The following is an 18,075-nucleotide window of genomic DNA, read 5'->3' as shown; positions in this document are numbered from 1 at the left end:
TTGTTATTTTTGTGGTGAAACGGTGGGAGGGGCTTTAGCGAGTTTTGTGCCAGGTGTGTAAGCTATTGAAATATAAGAAATTATTTATATTTTTTTAAAAAGATAATGAAAATTTTCTCTTAGTTGAGACACTAAAAAGATCGCAGCCTTCGGCAGCTCCTACAGAGGCATTGCAAATGCCGCGTAGGAGCTGCCGAAGGCTGCGATCTTGTTTTATCTCAAAATAGAGATGTAAGTCTCTTTATTGAGACTCTGCAATCCCCAACGCCACCATCTTCTTGTACAAGGTCGATCTTCCCAGCCCCAATCGCTCGGCCGCTTCGGTCACCTTGCCGCCGCACTGCGCCAGGGTGGTTTCAATCAAATGGCGGTCGAATCGTGCCCGCGCCTGGCTGAAGGTTTCTTGCGGCAGCGGTTCCTGATCTGGATTCAACGTACGGGCGACCGGCGTGAAAGTCCCAATGGCCGCTCGAATATCGGCGGCAGTGAGTAGCAGGTCGTCACTGAGCAGCGCGGTTCGTTCCAGCACATTGCGCAGCTCCCGGATGTTGCCCGGCCAAGCGTGCTGCGCCAGCAGCTCGAGTGCGTCGCGGTCCAGTTCGTGCTGGCTGCGCAGTTCTTCGAGGATCGCCTCGCTCAGGGCCGGCAAATCATCCAGGCGTTCGCGCAGCGGCGGAACCTGGATCGGCAACACGTTGAGGCGGTAATACAGGTCGGCGCGGAACTCTCCGCGTTTGATCGCCGCTTCCAGATCCATGGACGTGGCAGCGATGATCCGCACGTCGCTTTGCAGCACCTCGTTGGAGCCCACCGGTTCGTATTCTTTTTCCTGCAAGACCCGCAGCAGTTTGCTTTGCAGCGGCAGCGGCATGTCGCCAATTTCGTCCAGGAACAGTGTGCCGCCCTGGGCGATCTGCAGTTTGCCAGCGCGGCCTTTGCGGTCGGCGCCGGTGAAGGCCCCCGGGGCGGTGCCGAAGAACTCGGCTTCCAGCAGGGCCTCCGGGATTGCCGCGCTGTTGATGCTGACGAACGCCTTGTGCGCCCTCGGCGAAGCACCGTGGATCGCTTGGGCCAACAGTTCCTTGCCGGTCCCGGTTTCACCGAGCAGCAGCACCGGTGAATCGGCGCTGGCGCTGCGCCGGGCACGACGCTTGACCTCCAGGCTGGCGCGACTGGTGCCGATGAAATGGGCGAAGTTGTAGCGGGTCTGGCGTGCCCGCAATAGCGAGCGGGTGGAGGCCAGTTCTTCCTGCATGCTCAGGTAGCGCTTGAGCATCGGCGACAGGCTGCGAAGTTCATCGAACAAGGCAAAACCGATGGCGCCGATCACCGCGCCCGCGCTGTCGTGGATCGGCAGGCGCATCACCACCAGCGGCTCCTTGGGCGTGTCCTGCATGTCCAGCAGAATAGGCCGGCCCGTGCGCACCACCTCGCGCAGCAGGCTGCCGGGGATCACGCTCTCGCACGCTCGGCCGATGGCTTCTTGGGCCGAGTTCAGGCCGAAGCGCCGGGCATAACGTTCGTTCATCCAGACGATGTTCGCGTCACGGTCGACAATCACCGTGCCTTCGCTGGACTGCTCGATGATCTCGAACAACGAACGGATCGCCAGCGTGCGCACGCGCTTGTAATCCTTGAGGCTTTCGGTGGGGTTCATCGGGCATTTCCAGAAGGTGGGATTTGCCGGCATCCTCCGATCAAAGGGGTTGCCAAAGAGCGGCATTATGCCGGGAGGGGCTGCCCCGGCAATACTCCGCCGGCATTCTTTGCCATGGCGAGCGTTGAGGTCAAACCCTGAGCGTCGACGGATCTGCTCAGTAGTGGGCAGATCGATAAAGTTGTACAGTTGTTTTCAGTCTGTACATTTTTATGAGCGCATTTATGAATAAAATCAATCCACACAAGCTCAAGCTCTCCAAATGGACGGCCTGCGAGCCAACCGATCGGGAAAAGCATTTTCTCGTCACCCAACTGCTCTGTGATGAGCAGGGAACGCCCGTTCAGGTTGAGATTGAGGCTGTATATAGCGGCCGTGTGGCGCTGCTCGACTGGCGTGAACTACGCGACAGCAAGCATTGGAAAATGGGCTGGTGCTGATTGGCTTGGGTGGTGTCATAGAGATCGGGATGGTTGTTGATAGTTATACATAATTAAAAATCTGTACAACTATTCCCGCAGTAGTGGCTTAATGGCGGCTATCTAGCGATGGGCATCTCTGCCTTCGTGTTGTGACGGCCACGCATTCAAAGCCACCGGGAGCGCCATCCATGTTCATTCGTACTCGCAAGCATCAGGACGCCTTGCACGAAACCCAGGCCAGACAGGCCATCCTTGAAGCCGAACGAACGGCTTTGCATCAGGCCATGGCGATCATCGAGTTCACCCTGACGGGTGAGGTACTCGAGGTCAGCCCGGCTTTTTTGCACATGATGGGGTATTCACTTAGCGAAACCCTCGGCCAGCATCATTCGATGTTTTGTGAGCCTGCCTATTCACGCAGCGCCGAGTGCTCAGCGTTATGGCAGCAGTTGGGTCAGGGCTCTTCTGTCGACAGCCAGTTTCTGCATTTGCGGCGTGATGGAAGCTGGCTGTGGGTGCAAGCGAGCTGTGTCCCCGTGCTCGATCAGCATGCAAGGGTGCAGCGCATCATCATGTTCGTTCGCGATATCAACGAGCGGGTGTTGCGCGCCCAGGCCGAAACCAGCTTTATGCAAGCGATCGACCGCTCCATGGCGGTTATCGAATTTGATCTGAGCGGCCAGGTCGTCAATGCCAATGGCAACTTCATGAGCGTCATGGGGTACCACCTGCAAGAGATTCGAGGCCAGCACCACCGGATTTTCTGTAAGCCAAGCGAGGTCCAGAGCGAAGCCTATCGTGGCTTCTGGGCCGGGCTCAATCGCGGAGAGTACAAGAGCGGCCTTTTCGAACGCGTCGACAATCGAGGCGCGACTGTCTGGCTGCAGGCGACCTACAATCCTCTCTACGATGCCCAGGGGCGTTTGTACGGAGTGGTCAAGTTCGCCACCGACAGCACTCGCGAAGTCGAGCAGCGCCAAAGCGAATCAAGAGCGGCGGGACTTGCTTTCGAAACGTCCCGGCAGACCGATGAGCAAACCCGGCTGGGCACGTGTGTGGTTCAGCAAACCGTTACGGTGGTGCAAAGCATCGCTGATGAACTTCTGCAGGTGTCTGCCGGGATAGCGGCCCTGAGTGCGCAGTCCGAGGAAATCGGCAGCATCGTCGACGCCATCCGCGGCATCGCCGAACAGACCAATCTGCTTGCCCTCAATGCCGCCATCGAAGCGGCTCGCGCTGGGGAGCAGGGACGCGGTTTTGCGGTGGTGGCCGATGAGGTGCGCAACCTGGCGCGACGGACAAGTCAGTCAACCGTGGCCATTACTCAGGTCGTCGCCAAGAACCGTGAATTGGCCAGGCAAGCGGTGAGCAGCATGCAATCGAGCACGCTCAAGGCAGAGCAGGGCGTGAAACTGGCTAACCAGGCCGGCACTGTCATTCTGGATATTCATCGAGGCGCGCAGCAGGTTGTGGAAGTGATGGGTGAATTCGCTCAAGCGCTGGATCAACGACGTGGCGCCTGAGCGAATCAGGGTTTACTGCACAAATGCCGCCGCCAACAGCTCCTTGGTATAGGGGTGTTGAGGCGAGTCGAACACGTCACGGCAGGCGCCGCGCTCAACCACTTTACCGTCCTTGATCACGATCATGTCATGGGCCAGAGCGCGAACCACGGCCAGGTCATGGCTGATGAACAGATAGGTCAGGTCGTACTTTTCCTGGAGGTGGCGGAGCAGGGCGACCACTTGCTTCTGCACGGTGCGGTCCAGGGCTGAGGTCGGTTCGTCCAGCAGGATCAGGGCCGGCTTGAGCACCAGCGCACGGGCGATGGCGATGCGTTGGCGCTGACCGCCGGAGAACTCGTGGGGGTAGCGATGGCGGCTCTGCGGGTCGAGGCCGACTTCCTTGAGGGCCTTGATCACTTGTGCTTCGCATTGCTCGGAACTGGACGAGTTGTGGATCTCAAGGCCTTCGCTGATGATCTGCTGCACCGACATCCGTGGACTGAGGCTGCCGAACGGGTCCTGGAACACCACCTGCATTTGCTTGCGCCACGGTCGCAGGTCTTTCTGCGACAGATGATCAAGGGCTTGTCCCTGGAAGCGTATGCTGCCTTCGGATTCGATCAGCCGCAGGATCGCCTGGCCGAGAGTCGACTTGCCGGAGCCGGATTCGCCGACGATACCCAGGGTCTTGCCGCGCTGAACGTCCAGACTGATACCGTCCACGGCGCGCAAGTATTCCTTGCGCTGGAACAGCCCGCCACCCAGGGCGAAGCTCACCCGCAGATCCTGCACTTGCAACACCTCCTCGCGTTCGTCTCGAGGTAGCGCTTCACCTTCCGGCTCGGCGCGTAACAGCTCGCAGCTGTAGGGGTGTTTCGGTGCGCTGAAGAGTGTTTCGCAGGGCGCCTGTTCGACAATTTCCCCGGCCTTCATCACACACACCCGTTGCGCGATGCTGCGCACCAGGTTCAGGTCGTGGCTGATCAGCAGCAATGACATGCCGAGTCGTTGCTGCAAAGACTTGAGCAGCAGCAGAATCTTGCGTTGCACCGTCACGTCGAGCGCGGTGGTCGGTTCGTCGGCAATCAACAGTTCCGGTTCGCAGGCCAGGGCCATGGCAATTATCACCCGCTGTCGTTGGCCGCCGGAGAGTTGATGCGGATAGGCCTTGAGGCGCTCGGTGGGTTTCTGGATGCCCACCAGGGCCAGCAACTCCAGAATGCGCTGACGCGCCGCTTTGCCGCCCAGGCCCTTGTGCAGCATCAGGGTTTCGCCAATCTGCTTTTCGACGCTGTGCAGCGGGTTTAGCGAAGTCATGGGCTCCTGGAAGATCATCGCGATCCGGTCCCCTCGCAGTTCGCGCAGGACCCTGGCCTCGGCGCCCACCAGTTCCTGACCGCGATAGCGAATGCTGCCGGTGGTACGGCTGCCGGTTTGCGGCAGCAGTTGCAGGATCGAATGGGCCGTGACCGACTTGCCGGAACCTGACTCGCCCACCAGGGCCAGGCATTCGCCGGGGCGGATGTCCAGGCACAGGTTGCGCACCACGGTTTGGTCGTTGAAGGCCACGCTCAAGTCGCGGATTTCGATCAGGTTGTCGCTCATCTCAGGGTTCCGCTTCATGGCCGTGGCTCAGGATCGGGGGTCGAACGCATCGCGCAACGCCTCGCCAATAAACACCAGCAGAGAAAGAATCAGCGCCAGGGTGAAGAACGCCGTCAGGCCCAGCCACGGCGCTTGCAGGTTCTGTTTGCCCTGGCCGATCAGTTCGCCCAGCGACGCACTGCCCGCCGGCATGCCGAAGCCGAGGAAGTCCAGGGCGGTGAGGGTGGAAATCGCCCCGGTGAGGATGAACGGCAGATAACTCAGGGTGGCGTTCATCGCGTTGGGCAGGATATGTCGCACGATCACCTTGCGGTCGGACAGACCCAGGGCTCTGGCAGCCTTGACGTATTCAAGGTTGCGCCCGCGCAGGAACTCGGCGCGCACCACGTCCACCAGGGCCAGCCAGGAAAACAGCGCCATGATTCCCAGCAGCCACCAGAAATTCGGCTCGACGAAGCCGGACAGAATAATCAGCAGATAAAGCACCGGCAGCCCCGACCAGACCTCCAGCAGGCGTTGCCCCAGCAGGTCCACCCAGCCGCCGTAGTAACCCTGCAACGCACCGGCGGTGATGCCGATCAGCGCGCTGATGGCCGTCAGGGCCAGGGCGAACAGAATCGACACCCGTGCCCCGAATATGACCCGGGCCAGCACGTCCCGGGCCTGATCATCGGTGCCCAGCCAGTTCACTGGGGAGGGCGGGCTTGGGGTTGGCTGGTTCAGGTCGTAGTTGGGTGTGTCGTCGCTGAACGGGATCGGCGGGAACAACAGCCAGCCGCCGTCCTTGTGGATCAGATCCTGCACGTAGCTGCTGCGGTAATCGGCCTGGAACGGCAGCTGCCCGCCGAATTCCTGTTCGGTGTAGCGCTTGAATACCGGGAAATACAGCGACCCCTGGTAACTCACCACCAGCGGCCTGTCATTGGCGATCAATTCGCCGCCCAGAGTCAGCATGAACAGGCCGATGAACAGCCACAGCGACCACCAACCCCGGCGATTTTTCTTGAAGCGCTCAAAACGCCGACGGCCCAAGGGAGATAACTTGAACATCAGGCGTTCCTCGCGGCGAAGTCGATACGCGGGTCCACCAGGGTGTAGCACAGGTCGCCGATGAGTTTGATCAGCAAGCCGAACAGCGTGAAGATGAACAGCGAACCGAACACCACCGGATAGTCCCGAGACACCGCGGCCTCATAGCTCATGCGGCCCAGGCCATCGAGGGAAAAAATCACCTCGATCAGCAAGGAGCCGGCGAAAAACACGCTGATGAACGCCTGGGGAATCCCCGACACCACCAGCAGCATCGCATTGCGGAACACATGGCCATACAGCACGCGTCGTTCGCTCATGCCCTTGGCCCGCGCGGTGACCACGTACTGGCGGGTGATTTCGTTGAGAAACGAGTTCTTGGTCAGGATCGTCAAGGTGGCGAAACCGCCGATCACCAACGAGGTGACCGGCAGGACCAAGTGCCAGAAATAGTCGGTGATCTTGCCCAGTGTCGACAGCGACTCGAAGTTGTCCGACACCAGCCCGCGCACCGGAAACCAGTTCAACGACGTGCCGCCGGCAAATATCACGATCAGGAACATGGCGAACAGAAATGCCGGCATGGCATAGCCGATGATGATCGCCGTGCTGCTCCACACATCGAAGGCCGAACCATGGCGCACGGCCTTGCGGATGCCCAGGGGGATCGACACCAGATAGGTGATCAGCGTGGCCCAGAGCCCGAGGGAAATGGTCACCGGCAGCTTTTCCAGGATCAGGTCGGTCACGGTGGCGCCGCGAAAGAAGCTCTTGCCGAAGTCCAGCCGGGCATAGTTGCTGAGCATCAACCACAAACGCTCGTGGGCCGGTTTGTCGAAGCCGTATTGTTTTTCGATGTCCTTGATCAGCTGTGGATCAAGGCCGCGACTGGCTCGCGAACTGCCGGTCATGGCATTGCCCGAACTGCCGACGCTGGCGCCGCCGATGCCTTGCAGCTGGGCGATGGCCTGTTCCACCGGCCCGCCCGGAGCAGCCTGGACGATGACGAAGTTCACCAGCAGGATGATCACCAGCGTTGGAATGATCAGCAGCAAGCGCCGCGCGATATAGGCCCACATCAATGCCGCCCTCCAGGGGCGCCGCGTTTGAGGCGTTCGGCGGCCATCTGCTCGTTGGTCAGTGGCGTGGTGCTCATCTCCCACCAGCTCTCGATGGCTTCGTCATTGCTAGCCTGCACTTTGGGTCGACCAAAACGGTTCCACCAGACGGTGGAGCTGCCCGGCGGGTAATAGTTGGGGATCCAGTAGTAATTCCATTGCAGCACGCGGTCCAGGGCGTGGGCATGGCGGAGCATGTCGCCTTGGGTGGTGGCTTTGACCAGGCCGTCGATCAGGCTGTCGACAGCGGGATTTTGCAGGGCCATGTAATTGTTCGCGCCCGGATCGTTGGCCGCCGCCGAGCCGAAGTAGTTGTAGAGCTCCATGCCCGGCGAGGTGCTGACGGGGTAGCCGGTGATGATCATGTCGTAGTCGCGACTCATCAGGCGGTTGACGTATTGGGAGGCGTCGATGCGCCGGATGTTCATGTCGATTCCGATCTGTTTTAGCGTGCGCTTGTAGGGCAGCAACAGCCGTTCGAGGCCGTTCTGACTGATCAGGAACGTGAAACTCAGCGGTTCACCGTCGGCATTCACCAGGCGGTCGCCATCGGGTTTCCAGCCGGCCTGTTGCAGCAGTGCCAAGGCTTGCAATTGTTTGTCGCGGATCACGCCGCTGCCGTCGGTTTTCGGCGCGTGGAATACCTGGGTGAAGACTTCCTCGGGTACTTTCCCTCGCAACGGTTCGAGAATCGCCAGTTCATCGGCATCGGGCAGTTGCCGGGCGGCCAGGTCGGTGTTGGAGAAAAAGCTCTGCTGGCGCACATAGAGGTTGCGCATCATCTGGCGGTTGCTCCACTCGAAATCCCAGAGCATGGCCAGGGCCTGGCGGACACGCCGATCCTGGAACTGCGGTTTTTGCAGGTTGAACACAAAGCCCTGGGCCGTCTGGGGCGCCTCGGTGGCCAAGTGAGCCTTTTGCAGGCGACCGTCACGCAGGGCCGGGCTGTCATAGCCGATGGAATAACCGGTGGCGGAGAACTCGCGATTGTAGTCGTAGGCGCCGCCACGCAAGACCTGCCGCGCCACATCGGTATCACCGAAATACTCGATGCTGAAATGGTCGAAATTGTAGAGCCCGCGACTGACCGGCAGATCCTTGCCCCACCAGTTGGGGTTGCGCTCGAAGGTGATGCTGCGCCCCGAGTCGATCCGGCCCACCCGATAGGGGCCACTGCCCAGCGGTGCTTCGTAGCCACCTCCACTGGCAAAATCGCGAGTTTTCCACCAGTGTTCGGGAAAGACCGGCAGTGTGGCGATGTCCAGGGGCAGGGTACGGTTTTCGTTGTTCTTGAAGTCGAAGCGAACAGTGTGCTCGGATTCCACTTCGACGCCTTTGACGGCCGCGAACTGGGTGCGATACCGCAGGCTGCCCTGGGTCATCAACAGCTCGAAGGTGTAGCGCACGTCCTCGGCGGTGATGGGCTTACCATCGGCAAACCGGGCCTTGGGATTGAGGTAGAAGCGCAAGGACAGGCCATCGTCGGCGCGTTCCATCTTCTGCGCCACCAGGCCATAGACGGTGTAGGGCTCGTCCAGCGAGCGCTGAGCCAGCGGGGAATACAGCATTCCGTCGATCTGGCTGACGCCGATGCCTTTGTCGATGTAGGGCAGGACGTGGTCGAAATGGCCGATCTCGATGGCCGAGCGGCGCATGGTGCCGCCTTTGGGGGCCTGGGGATTGGTATAGGCGAAGTGGCTGAAGCCTTGGGGGTACTTGGCCGGTTCGCCATACACCGTCAGGGCATGTTGCGGTGTGGCATCCACACCGGCGGCACCTGTCAGCAGGACCACGGCAGTGAACAGCAGTGAAGGGAACGCCAGTCGCATTGTCAGCCTTAAAGCCGGGTGATAGATGACCACGATTTGTACGCGAGCTACGCCTTGATCGCTAGCCCCTTGGCCTGACACAAACACAACGGCCCACCGAAGGGCGGGCCGTTATGTCGATAAACCGGGATCAGTCCTGGCGGCTGGTCACTTCCAGCAGGTGATAGCCGAACTGGGTCTTGACCGGACCCTGCACCACATTGATCGGGGCGCTGAATACCACGGTGTCGAATTCCTTGACCATCTGGCCTGGACCAAACGAACCCAGGTCGCCGCCCTGACGGCTGGACGGGCACGAGGAGTTGGTCTTGGCGACTTCAGCGAAATCGGCGCCGGCTTCGATCTGGGCCTTGAGTTCGTTGCACTTTTCTTCGCTGGAAACCAGGATGTGGCGGGCAGTGGCTTTGGCCATGGGTAAAATTCCTTTCAATAGCTTTAAAGGTGTTGAGCCTACCGGAATCACTGACCGGTTGTTGTCAAAAATGCGTCAAAACCTTGAGTCTGTCGATCAAAGGCCGGCTTTGCGCAGGCGTTCGGCGTGGCGCACGTAAAGCTCCACCGGGTCTGTACCCTTGCGGCTGCAACCGGCTGTCTGGTTGATGGCGTCCATGTGGTCCAGTGGATAGTCAGAGCGAATGACCTTGCCCAGGTGCGAGCTGAAGCGTCCCACCAGGCCGTCGTTCTGCCCGGCTTCGGTGATGAAGTACTCGGAAAAGGCCCTGCAAAAACCCTGCAGAGGATCCATCGCATTGCATGCGCCGTTCTCGGAGTCCGGCAACGTGCCGCTCCATGAGTAGTAGCGCACCCCGTTGACCCTTTGTGCTCCGTTGCCGCCCCAGTGTTTGGGCAGGCCTTGGGGGTATTTGTCATTGAACGCGCCTACGCCTTCGGTGGTCAGCGCCGCCAGTGCTGCAATGGCGGCGTGCGGCAGTTGCGTTTGGCCGCCCAGCAACGAGATGAAGTCTGCAAAAAGCGTGGCGACTCTATCCGCCACATGCTCTGGCAAGCGCCCCGGGGTCAGGGCTTTGTAGAGGAAGTCAATCAGTTCGGAGCCATGATTGGGGCCGCTGACCGAGGTCACCGAGGCCACCCTGTCGGGGGCAACAGCGCCGGCGTATCGGGCGGCCAGCGCGCCCTGGCTGTGGCCGATCAGGTTGACCCTGGTGGCGCCGGTGCCGCTCAGGATCCGATCGATCTGTGCCAGCAGTTGTTCGCCACGGGCTTCATTGGAATGTGTCGCCGACAAATAGGGGATGAACACCCGGGCACCGGCGGCGCGTAATGCCTGTTTGATCCCGTGGAAAAGTTCGAAGCCGCCGACCCTGTCAAACCCGAACAACCCATGGACCAGCAGGATGGGAAATTGAGTGGTTGCATTCCGTTGCATGTTCGTACCTTTTTCGAAGAGGTTCCTATTGAATTCGCGACCACACTCTAATGCAGGCTTGTGCTGGGCGGTGTAGGAAGAAACCGCAGTGATCTGCTGAAAACGGAATAGAAGAAGTGGGAAGGGTCAGATTGGAAACCGGACGGACCTGAGCGTATCGGGATACTTCCGATAGCCCTTGGCGCTTGCGGCTACAACTTCACGGGCACCAGGCCACTCCCGCGGTCGTCTTGTCTGACTGTGGGTTTGGGACGGTCGAGGTTTAATGGCTTCATCGGGTGCCGCGATGTGAAGGCGGTGCCTTTATCCAAGGACTGGAGCCTATGTATGACCACTTATCCATCTGCCTCGCGAGCCCGGCTCGCACCCCTGACGAAATTGCCACCACCGTCTCTGGCAGCGGCCAAGGGAGGGGTGATCAACCCCGCTTGGCGCAAGGTCGTCATCACCGTCAAGCCCTATCCAATGATGACGTGCGGCGATGAAGTGCTGCTGTTCTGGCATGGGCTTAACTCAGATGCCGAGCCCTATCGACATGAAGTGCGAAGGTTCATCACGGAGCGACAGGTGGGGCGAGAGGTCGTTTTTGTCGTGCGCGAGCCGCATATCGCCGAGCTGGATGGCGGTTCGCTGGAGATCAGCTACCAGGTGACGAGCAAACGCCTGCCGGCCGCGCTGGTTTCCCAGCCTTTGCAACTGGATATCGGCGATGTTCCCTTGCAACTGCCGGCCGCCGTTGCCAACGATGCCGTGGGTGGCAGCCTGGATCCGGCGCGGGTGCCCGAAGGAACGTACGTGACCATCAGGCCCTATTCCAGAATGGCCGTCGGCGACCGGTTGATCCTGATTGCCAGCAACGACTCCAAGGCCGTTTGGCGCGATGTGCTGGATATCGAGGCTCATGCCGTCGGCCGCGAGGTAGCGTTCTGGATCGATCATTCGCTGATTGCCCCTCACGCGGGTCAAAGCCTGAGCCTGACCTATGTCGTCAGGCGCGGACATTCGGTGCGCCGCGCCGAGCCCCTGTCGTTGCACCTGGGGCCTTTGCGACGTCCTGCGCTGAAAGCGCCGTGGATTACGGGATTGAACGAGGGCGGGCTGGATGTCGACGGGTTACAGGAAGGGGTGAGTGTCGTCATCGACGGAGCCGGGCTTGAGGCTGGCGAGCTGGTCTGGCTGCAGTGCAACGGCAATTACGCGCATGTCGCCGAGCGCGAAATCACCGCGGCGACGGCAGGTCAAGCGCTGACCTTTGTAGTGCCCGCGGCGTTCTGGCAGGACCAGCGCGGCAGGTCGGTGCACTTGTTTTATCAGGTCGAGCGCCTGGACGATGTGAGCCAGCATTCGGAGTGGGTCACCGTCCAAGTTCGCTCCGAGACAAAAAGCTGAGCGCCCTCGCTGGGGAGGGCGCTTTCAGGATTCAGGCCGACACCAGCTGACGATGGGCCTGACGCAGCAGTTGCTCGGTGGATGCCCAACCCAGGCAACCATCGGTCACCGATACGCCGTAACGCAGCGACGGGCCCAACGACTGGCAACCTTCGAACAAGTGGCTTTCCAGCATCATGCCGATGAGGGAGCGGTTTCCTTGCAAGCGCTGCTCTAGGACGTCGCTGAACACCTGCGGCTGCCGTAACGGGTCTTTGCCGCTGTTGGCGTGGCTGCAATCCACCATGATCCGGGCCGGTATTTTCAGGCGGGTCAGGTCATTGTGTATCTGCGTGACACTCTGGCGGTCATAGTTCGGCCCGCGATGGCCGCCGCGCAGCACCAGATGAGTGTCGGGGTTGCCCTGGGTCTGGATGATCGCCGGATGCCCCTGGCTGTCGACGCCGAAATGTCGATGAGGGTGGGCTGCCGAGCGCATGGCATCGCAGGCGATGCCCACGCCGCCGTCCGTGCCGTTCTTGAAACCGACCGGCATGCCCAGGCCGCTGGCCATTTCCCGGTGGATCTGCGATTCGGTGGTACGCGCGCCGATGGCGACCCAACTGAGCAGGTCATCGAAATAGTTGGCGGCCACGGGTTGCAGCAGTTCGGTGGCTACAGGCAGGCCAAGCTGGAGCATCTCGCGCATCAACTCTCGCGACAGCGTCAGGCCGGCGGCCATGTCATCGCTACCATCCAGGCCAGGGTCGTAAGCCAGGCCTTTCCAGCCTACGGTCGTGCGGGGTTTTTCCACGTAGGCGCGCATCACCAGCAGCATGCTGTCGCTGACTTCATGGGCCAGGCGAGCGAGGTTGGCGGCGTATTCGAGGGCCGATTTCGGGTCGTGGATGGAGCAGGGGCCGACAATCACCAATAGACGGGAGTCCTCGCCGTCGAGGATCGCGCGGATTGCCTGGCGATGGGCATTGACCTGTTGGCTCAGCGCCGAGCTGAGGGGCAATTGTTGCTTGAGCTGCAATGAGCTGGGCAGACGCAGGGTCAGGGCTTCATTGGCGGGGTTGAGCGTGGACAGCGGCAAAGCAGAGACGGACGAATTCATGATCTGGTTTCCTGGGCGGACAGCGGGTTCATTCCCGCGCGCCGGCCCTATTGGGGTGTTCGACAATTGGCCGTATTGGCCCGCAACTGAGGCTTGCCACCGGTAGGTGACCGATCGGAGGCGGCAGGCTGGCCCGAGCGGTGGCTGGTAAATCGCCAGGCGGAAAAACTGTCGTAACGGTAATAAGTGGCGTCGTTCATGGCTCAATCCTCAAGTTTGTCGGGTGTCGCAAAAATGTGTGGGGCTGAAAAAACAAAACCCCCGGTCGGGAGGCCGACCGGGGGTTAGAAAACTCTGGAAGGCGACCCGTTTAAATTGGGCGCCGGTTGGGTATCAGGCGCGCCAGTGGCTAAACCAATACCCAAAATAAAAGCTGACCGGAGTCTGAACACTGTTCGCCCAGGCAGCCGCAACCGAGCGCTGGGCGCTGGCGGTTTGAAGCGATGCGAGGGTGTTGAACATGGTCTGTCTCCGATGAATGGACCTGAGCTTACTCGAGCAGGGCGGGCCGGTTCAATCAGAAAATTCTATCGTGGCTATGGATTGTTCATTCTGGCTTGAGTCCGACGGGCTTTGTGACAAACTTCAAGCTCGCGCTGCCTTCCAGGGATATCCATGATCGCTCCAGCCTTCGCCGCCGCCCAGTCGATTTCCATCGCGGGGGATGTTCACGCCAATCTCTTGCGTCATCAGCGTTTCATGCAGGCAGCCGCTGAACAGAATGTGCAGTTGCTGGTATTTCCCGAACTGTCACTCACTGGCTACGAACGTGGCCTGGCGGCGGACCTGGCTATCCCGCCGCAGGATGCCGTACTGCAACCGTTGCGTGATCTGGCGCGTGAGCTTGGCCTGACCGCAGTGGTTGGCATGCCGATTCGCCTGGCGGTAGACGCGCCGGTATTGATCGGCGCATTGGTGCTCGGCGCCGACGGCTCCCTCGGGGTGTACAGCAAGCAACATTTGCACCCTGGGGAAGAAGTCGCTTTCGCCCCGGGCCATGGCGGCTCAATGTTGCAGATGGGGCAGGAGCATATCGCGCTGGCGGTGTGTGCCGATTTCTCTCACCCCAGCCATGCCGCCGCAGCGGCCGGACAGGGCGCTACGTTGTATGCAGCTGGCGTATTGATCACCGAGGGTGGTTACCTGCCCGATACGACGTTGTTGCAAGGTTATGCCAAGCAACATGCCATGACGGTCCTGATGGCCAATCACGGTGGCATCACGGGTGGCTGGGAGTCGGCCGGCCGCAGCGCGATCTGGGGCCCTGACGGCTCGCTGATTGCGGCGGCCCCAGGTCCGGGTGAGCTGTTGGTGATTGCCCGCCGCGATGCCAATGGTTGGGCAGGGCAAGTCGTGTCGGTGGCGACGCTTTGACGAGGTACCCATGAATTTCCAGTGGCGTGCGGCAACGGCCGAGGACATCGCTTTTGCCCGGCAACTGACGTGCGTCAACATGCTGCCCTATTACTTGCAGCACGATTTGTTATGGCAGGACGAAGCATTCGATCTGGCCTGGATCATTCGCCAGAACTGGATCATCTGCCGCGAGGGGCAAGCGCTGGGTTTTGTCAGCCTTAGTCGTGATGCGCGGGCGTTGTATATCCGGGAGCTACAGATTGCCGAGGCGTTTCGGGGGCAGGGTGCCGGCACTTGGGCGATCGGTCAGGTTTGGGACATGGTGGTGCAGGAGCGACGCCCGGCTCTGCGCCTGACGGTTTTCAAGAACAATCCGGCCAGGGTGCTCTACGAGCGCCTGGGCTTGCGGGTGGTCGGCGAGGATGAATGTTTCCTGAGGATGGAGCGGGATGCCAGGGCTTGAGGCCGCGCAGAGTGCGCCTCTGAAAGACGCGTTGTAACTTTTATATGTCCCTTTGCGCTAGGTCTGTCGGATGGTTTTTGCTAAGGTGTTGGGCAACCCAAATAAGACCAAATCGTGAGGTGTCTGCTTGATTAGGGTGTTAGTGGTCGACGACCATGATCTCGTCCGTACGGGCATTACACGAATGCTGGCTGATATTGACGGTCTGCAGGTAGTTGGCCAGGCTGAATCCGGGGAAGAGTCCCTTATCAAGGCGCGTGAACTGAAACCCGACGTGGTCCTGATGGACGTCAAGATGCCAGGCATCGGCGGTCTTGAAGCCACGCGTAAACTGCTGCGCAGCCACCCGGACATCAAGGTGGTCGCGGTGACCGTGTGTGAAGAAGATCCGTTCCCGACCCGGTTGTTGCAGGCGGGCGCTGCGGGTTATCTCACCAAGGGCGCCGGTCTGAACGAGATGGTCCAGGCCATTCGCCTGGTATTTGCCGGTCAGCGTTACATCAGCCCGCAAATTGCCCAGCAGTTGGCAATCAAGTCGTTCCAGCCGACCAATGAGTCGCCCTTCGATGCGCTATCGGAGCGGGAAATCCAGATTGCCTTGATGATTGTCGGTTGCCAAAAGGTGCAGATCATCTCCGATAAGCTGTGCTTGTCGCCTAAAACCGTCAACACCTACCGTTACCGAATCTTCGAGAAGCTGTCGATCAGCAGCGATGTCGAGTTGACGCTGCTGGCGGTGCGCCACGGCATGGTCGATGCCAGCGCCTGATAATGACTGAACTGTTTGATCCAAGTGCTTTCCTGTCCACGTGCAGCGGCCGCCCAGGCGTCTATCGCATGTTCGACAGCGATGCGCGCCTGCTTTACGTCGGCAAGGCCAAGAACCTCAAGAAGCGTCTGGCCAGCTACTTTCGTAAAACCGGTCTCGCACCAAAGACCGCCGCCCTGGTGGGGCGCATCGCGCAAGTCGAAACCACCATCACCGCCAATGAAACCGAGGCCTTGCTGCTCGAGCAGACGCTGATCAAGGAATGGCGGCCGCCGTACAATATTCTGTTGCGGGACGACAAGTCCTACCCGTACGTGTTTCTGTCGGACGGGGCATTTCCGCGCCTGAGCATTCACCGCGGGGCCAAGAAGGCCAAGGGTCGGTATTTCGGTCCGTACCCCAGCGCCGGGGCGATCCGTGAAAGCCTCAGTCTGCTGCAGAAGACCTTCTTCGTTCGCCAATGCGAAGACAGCTATTACAAGAACCGTACCCGACCCTGCCTGCAATACCAGATCAAGCGCTGCAAAGCGCCGTGTGTCGGGTTTGTCGAGCCAGAGGTCTACGCCGAAGACGTGCGGCACTCGGTGATGTTTCTTGAGGGGCGCAGCAACGCGTTGACTGACGAGCTGTCAGCGGCGATGGAAGATGCGGCGGTCAACCTTGAATTCGAGCGGGCCGCCGAGCTGCGCGACCAGATCGGGCTGCTGCGCCGGGTGCAGGACCAGCAGAGCATGGAAGGCGGCAGCGGCGACGTTGACGTGATTGCCGCGTTCATCAACCCGGGCGGCGCCTGCGTTCACCTGATCAGCGTGCGCGGCGGCCGGGTATTGGGCAGCAAGAACTTCTTCCCCCAGGTGGGTATCGAGGAGGACGTCGCCGAAGTCATGGCGGCGTTTTTGGGTCAGTACTACATCAGCAGCCCGGAACGCGACCTGCCTGCCGAGTTGATCGTCAATGTGGTCCACGATGACTTCCCGGCCCTGGTCGAGGCCATCGACAAGCTTCGTGGTCGTGAACTGACCATCAGCCATCGCGTGCGTGGCACCCGGGCGCGCTGGCAGCAACTGGCCGTGACCAACGCCGAGCAGGCCCTTGGCGCACGCTTGGCCAACCGCCAGCATGTGGCGGCACGGTTCGATGCCCTGGCCGACGTCCTCAACCTGGACGAGCCACCGCAGCGGCTGGAGTGCTACGACATCAGCCATTCCAGTGGCGAAGCGACCGTGGCGTCTTGTGTGGTGTTTGGTCCGGAGGGGCCGATCAAGTCCGATTACCGGCGCTACAACATCGAAGGCGTGACCCCGGGCGATGACTATGCGGCGATGCATCAGGCGCTGATGCGCCGGTTCGGCAAGCTCAAGGACGGGGAGGGCAAGCTGCCGGACATCCTGCTGGTGGACGGCGGCAAAGGCCAACTGTCCATGGCCCGCGACGTATTGAATGAGCTGATGGTCCCCGACCTGATCCTGCTGGGCGTGGCCAAGGGTGCAACCCGCAAGGCCGGTTTCGAAACCTTGTACCTGAACGATGCGGCCCATGAGTTCACCCTGAAAGGGGATTCCCCGGCGCTGCACCTGATCCAGCAGATCCGTGACGAAGCTCACCGTTTTGCCATCACCGGACACCGCGCTCGCCGGGGCAAGACCCGCCGCACATCGACGCTGGAAGGGGTGGCAGGGGTCGGGCCAACGCGACGTCGCGATCTATTGAAACATTTTGGTGGATTGCAGGAGCTGTCTCGTGCCAGCATCGAAGAGATAGCCAAAGCTCCCGGTATCAGTAAAAAGCTCGCTGAGTCGATTTATGCAAGCCTGCATAGCGAGTAGAATGCCCGTCAACCTCGCAGCCAGTTGTGCCGATGAATATCCCAAATCTGATTACCGTACTCCGCGTCCTGCTCATCCCGATCTTCATTTTGTTGTTCTATTTGCCGTACCACTGGAGCTATGTAGCCTCCGCCTCGGTCTTCGCCTTCGCCGCCGCCACTGACTGGCTGGACGGTTACCTGGCCCGACGCCTGGAGCAGAGCACGCCTTTCGGCGCCTTCCTGGACCCTGTGGCCGACAAGCTGATGGTCGCAGTGGCCCTGGTGCTGCTGGTACAGGAACACGGCAATCTCTGGCTGACCTTGCCGGCGGCAGTGATCATCGGTCGCGAAATCGTCGTATCGGCACTGCGCGAATGGATGGCCGAACTGGGCGCCCGCGCTCAAGTCGCCGTCTCGAACCTCGGCAAATGGAAAACCGCCGCGCAAATGCTTGCACTGGTGATCCTGCTGGGTAACCCGGCCAATTTCAATTTCTGGGTGTTGCTGGGCTATGCACTGCTGCTGATCTCCGCAGGCCTGACGCTGTGGTCAATGGTCCAGTACCTACGCGCCGCCTGGCCACATCTGCGCACCGACGTAGACCCGAAATAAAACTTTTTTGAATCAAAGGGTTGACGGC

The 18,075-nt window shown here is 60.4% G+C and carries 18 protein-coding genes; 8 read left to right on the top strand and 10 right to left on the bottom strand.

Annotation, left to right across the window (positions count from 1 at the left end; translation table 11 throughout):
- Positions 1-241: 241 nt before the first annotated feature.
- Positions 242-1,657, bottom strand: coding sequence for a sigma-54 interaction domain-containing protein (locus BM132_RS24125; RefSeq protein ID WP_092459246.1), 1,416 nt, complete (start codon positions 1,655-1,657; stop codon positions 242-244).
- A gap of 224 nt (positions 1,658-1,881) precedes the next feature.
- Between BM132_RS24125 and BM132_RS24120 the strand changes: the two genes are divergently transcribed.
- The gene (locus tag BM132_RS24120) at positions 1,882-2,097 is read left to right on the top strand and encodes a TIGR02450 family Trp-rich protein (RefSeq protein WP_092459244.1); all 216 of its coding nucleotides are present in this window, start codon (positions 1,882-1,884) and stop codon (positions 2,095-2,097) included.
- A gap of 170 nt (positions 2,098-2,267) precedes the next feature.
- Complete coding sequence (locus tag BM132_RS24115; RefSeq protein ID WP_092459242.1) at positions 2,268-3,602, top strand: methyl-accepting chemotaxis protein; 1,335 nt, start codon at positions 2,268-2,270, stop codon at positions 3,600-3,602.
- A gap of 12 nt (positions 3,603-3,614) precedes the next feature.
- Here the strand turns inward: BM132_RS24115 and BM132_RS24110 are convergent, their stop codons facing one another.
- The 6 genes from BM132_RS24110 to BM132_RS24085 form a co-directional block, all read right to left on the bottom strand.
- Positions 3,615-5,189 carry an ABC transporter ATP-binding protein gene (locus BM132_RS24110; RefSeq protein WP_092459240.1) on the bottom strand — a complete coding sequence of 525 codons (1,575 nt, stop codon included), beginning with the start codon at positions 5,187-5,189 and terminating at the stop codon, positions 3,615-3,617.
- A 27-nt stretch (positions 5,190-5,216) separates the two neighbouring features.
- Complete coding sequence (locus tag BM132_RS24105) at positions 5,217-6,239, bottom strand: ABC transporter permease (RefSeq protein ID WP_092396103.1); 1,023 nt, start codon at positions 6,237-6,239, stop codon at positions 5,217-5,219.
- Positions 6,239-7,297, bottom strand: coding sequence for a microcin C ABC transporter permease YejB (locus BM132_RS24100; protein WP_092459238.1), 1,059 nt, complete (start codon positions 7,295-7,297; stop codon positions 6,239-6,241). Before BM132_RS24100 ends, BM132_RS24105 begins: the two co-directional genes overlap by 1 nt.
- A complete protein-coding gene (locus tag BM132_RS24095; RefSeq protein ID WP_092459236.1) occupies positions 7,297-9,165 on the bottom strand; it encodes an extracellular solute-binding protein in 1,869 nt (622 codons plus the stop codon). The genes BM132_RS24100 and BM132_RS24095 overlap by 1 nt, the downstream gene beginning before the upstream one ends.
- Before the next feature lie 130 nt (positions 9,166-9,295).
- Complete coding sequence (locus tag BM132_RS24090) at positions 9,296-9,577, bottom strand: peptidylprolyl isomerase (protein WP_092396109.1); 282 nt, start codon at positions 9,575-9,577, stop codon at positions 9,296-9,298.
- Positions 9,578-9,673: 96 nt separating this feature from the next.
- Positions 9,674-10,552, bottom strand: a complete 879-nt coding sequence (locus BM132_RS24085) for an esterase/lipase family protein (protein WP_092396111.1) — start codon at positions 10,550-10,552, stop codon at positions 9,674-9,676.
- 327 nt (positions 10,553-10,879) lie between these two features.
- Between BM132_RS24085 and BM132_RS24080 the strand changes: the two genes are divergently transcribed.
- Positions 10,880-11,941, top strand: coding sequence for a hypothetical protein (locus BM132_RS24080; RefSeq protein ID WP_256244310.1), 1,062 nt, complete (start codon positions 10,880-10,882; stop codon positions 11,939-11,941).
- 31 nt (positions 11,942-11,972) lie between these two features.
- Here BM132_RS24080 and BM132_RS24075 read toward each other — a convergent pair whose 3' ends face one another.
- The 3 genes from BM132_RS24075 to BM132_RS28760 all read right to left on the bottom strand — a co-directional run bounded on the left by BM132_RS24075 (position 11,973) and on the right by BM132_RS28760 (position 13,502).
- Positions 11,973-13,040 carry a 3-deoxy-7-phosphoheptulonate synthase gene (locus BM132_RS24075; RefSeq protein WP_092459234.1) on the bottom strand — a complete coding sequence of 356 codons (1,068 nt, stop codon included), beginning with the start codon at positions 13,038-13,040 and terminating at the stop codon, positions 11,973-11,975.
- 47 nt (positions 13,041-13,087) lie between these two features.
- Positions 13,088-13,240, bottom strand: a complete 153-nt coding sequence (locus tag BM132_RS28550; protein ID WP_177193312.1) for a hypothetical protein — start codon at positions 13,238-13,240, stop codon at positions 13,088-13,090.
- Between the two features lie 133 nt (positions 13,241-13,373).
- A complete protein-coding gene (locus tag BM132_RS28760; RefSeq protein ID WP_256244308.1) occupies positions 13,374-13,502 on the bottom strand; it encodes a hypothetical protein in 129 nt (42 codons plus the stop codon).
- Positions 13,503-13,655: 153 nt separating this feature from the next.
- On the opposite strand from BM132_RS28760, the gene BM132_RS24070 reads away from it, so the two are divergent.
- From BM132_RS24070 to pgsA, 5 genes are all read left to right on the top strand, one after another.
- Positions 13,656-14,414: a carbon-nitrogen hydrolase family protein gene (locus tag BM132_RS24070; protein ID WP_092459232.1), complete on the top strand. Its 759-nt coding sequence runs from the start codon at positions 13,656-13,658 to the stop codon at positions 14,412-14,414.
- A gap of 10 nt (positions 14,415-14,424) precedes the next feature.
- On the top strand, positions 14,425-14,859 hold the full coding sequence (locus tag BM132_RS24065) for a GNAT family N-acetyltransferase (protein WP_092459230.1): 435 nt from the start codon (positions 14,425-14,427) through the stop codon (positions 14,857-14,859).
- Positions 14,860-14,986: 127 nt separating this feature from the next.
- Entirely contained in the window at positions 14,987-15,628 is a 642-nt protein-coding gene (gene uvrY, locus BM132_RS24060; RefSeq protein WP_024781217.1) for a response regulator transcription factor GacA, read from the top strand.
- Positions 15,629-15,630: 2 nt separating this feature from the next.
- The gene (gene uvrC / locus BM132_RS24055; protein ID WP_092459228.1) at positions 15,631-17,454 is read left to right on the top strand and encodes an excinuclease ABC subunit UvrC; all 1,824 of its coding nucleotides are present in this window, start codon (positions 15,631-15,633) and stop codon (positions 17,452-17,454) included.
- Between the two features lie 32 nt (positions 17,455-17,486).
- Complete coding sequence (gene pgsA / locus BM132_RS24050) at positions 17,487-18,047, top strand: CDP-diacylglycerol--glycerol-3-phosphate 3-phosphatidyltransferase (protein WP_047227859.1); 561 nt, start codon at positions 17,487-17,489, stop codon at positions 18,045-18,047.
- Positions 18,048-18,075 lie beyond the last annotated feature (28 nt).

It is taken from the genome of Pseudomonas sp. NFACC45 (assembly GCF_900113505.1).
GTDB lineage: Bacteria > Pseudomonadota > Gammaproteobacteria > Pseudomonadales > Pseudomonadaceae > Aquipseudomonas > Aquipseudomonas tehranensis.
Note: the sequence above shows the minus strand (reverse complement) of the source record. Positions and strands in the feature narration are given on the sequence as shown.

What these genes read in the sequence shown, in the direction of transcription:
- BM132_RS24125 (WP_092459246.1), bottom strand. Translation starts at nt 1,657, where the DNA reads ATGAACCCCACCGAAAGCCTCAAGGATTACAAGCGCGTGCGCACGCTG.
- BM132_RS24120 (WP_092459244.1), top strand. Translation starts at nt 1,882, where the DNA reads ATGAATAAAATCAATCCACACAAGCTCAAGCTCTCCAAATGGACGGCC.
- BM132_RS24115 (WP_092459242.1), top strand. Translation starts at nt 2,268, where the DNA reads ATGTTCATTCGTACTCGCAAGCATCAGGACGCCTTGCACGAAACCCAG.
- BM132_RS24110 (WP_092459240.1), bottom strand. Translation starts at nt 5,189, where the DNA reads ATGAGCGACAACCTGATCGAAATCCGCGACTTGAGCGTGGCCTTCAAC.
- BM132_RS24105 (WP_092396103.1), bottom strand. Translation starts at nt 6,239, where the DNA reads ATGTTCAAGTTATCTCCCTTGGGCCGTCGGCGTTTTGAGCGCTTCAAG.
- BM132_RS24100 (WP_092459238.1), bottom strand. Translation starts at nt 7,297, where the DNA reads ATGTGGGCCTATATCGCGCGGCGCTTGCTGCTGATCATTCCAACGCTG.
- BM132_RS24095 (WP_092459236.1), bottom strand. Translation starts at nt 9,165, where the DNA reads ATGCGACTGGCGTTCCCTTCACTGCTGTTCACTGCCGTGGTCCTGCTG.
- BM132_RS24090 (WP_092396109.1), bottom strand. Translation starts at nt 9,577, where the DNA reads ATGGCCAAAGCCACTGCCCGCCACATCCTGGTTTCCAGCGAAGAAAAG.
- BM132_RS24085 (WP_092396111.1), bottom strand. Translation starts at nt 10,552, where the DNA reads ATGCAACGGAATGCAACCACTCAATTTCCCATCCTGCTGGTCCATGGG.
- BM132_RS24080 (WP_256244310.1), top strand. Translation starts at nt 10,880, where the DNA reads ATGACCACTTATCCATCTGCCTCGCGAGCCCGGCTCGCACCCCTGACG.
- BM132_RS24075 (WP_092459234.1), bottom strand. Translation starts at nt 13,040, where the DNA reads ATGAATTCGTCCGTCTCTGCTTTGCCGCTGTCCACGCTCAACCCCGCC.
- BM132_RS28550 (WP_177193312.1), bottom strand. Translation starts at nt 13,240, where the DNA reads ATGAACGACGCCACTTATTACCGTTACGACAGTTTTTCCGCCTGGCGA.
- BM132_RS28760 (WP_256244308.1), bottom strand. Translation starts at nt 13,502, where the DNA reads ATGTTCAACACCCTCGCATCGCTTCAAACCGCCAGCGCCCAGCGCTCG.
- BM132_RS24070 (WP_092459232.1), top strand. Translation starts at nt 13,656, where the DNA reads ATGATCGCTCCAGCCTTCGCCGCCGCCCAGTCGATTTCCATCGCGGGG.
- BM132_RS24065 (WP_092459230.1), top strand. Translation starts at nt 14,425, where the DNA reads ATGAATTTCCAGTGGCGTGCGGCAACGGCCGAGGACATCGCTTTTGCC.
- uvrC (WP_092459228.1), top strand. Translation starts at nt 15,631, where the DNA reads ATGACTGAACTGTTTGATCCAAGTGCTTTCCTGTCCACGTGCAGCGGC.
- pgsA (WP_047227859.1), top strand. Translation starts at nt 17,487, where the DNA reads ATGAATATCCCAAATCTGATTACCGTACTCCGCGTCCTGCTCATCCCG.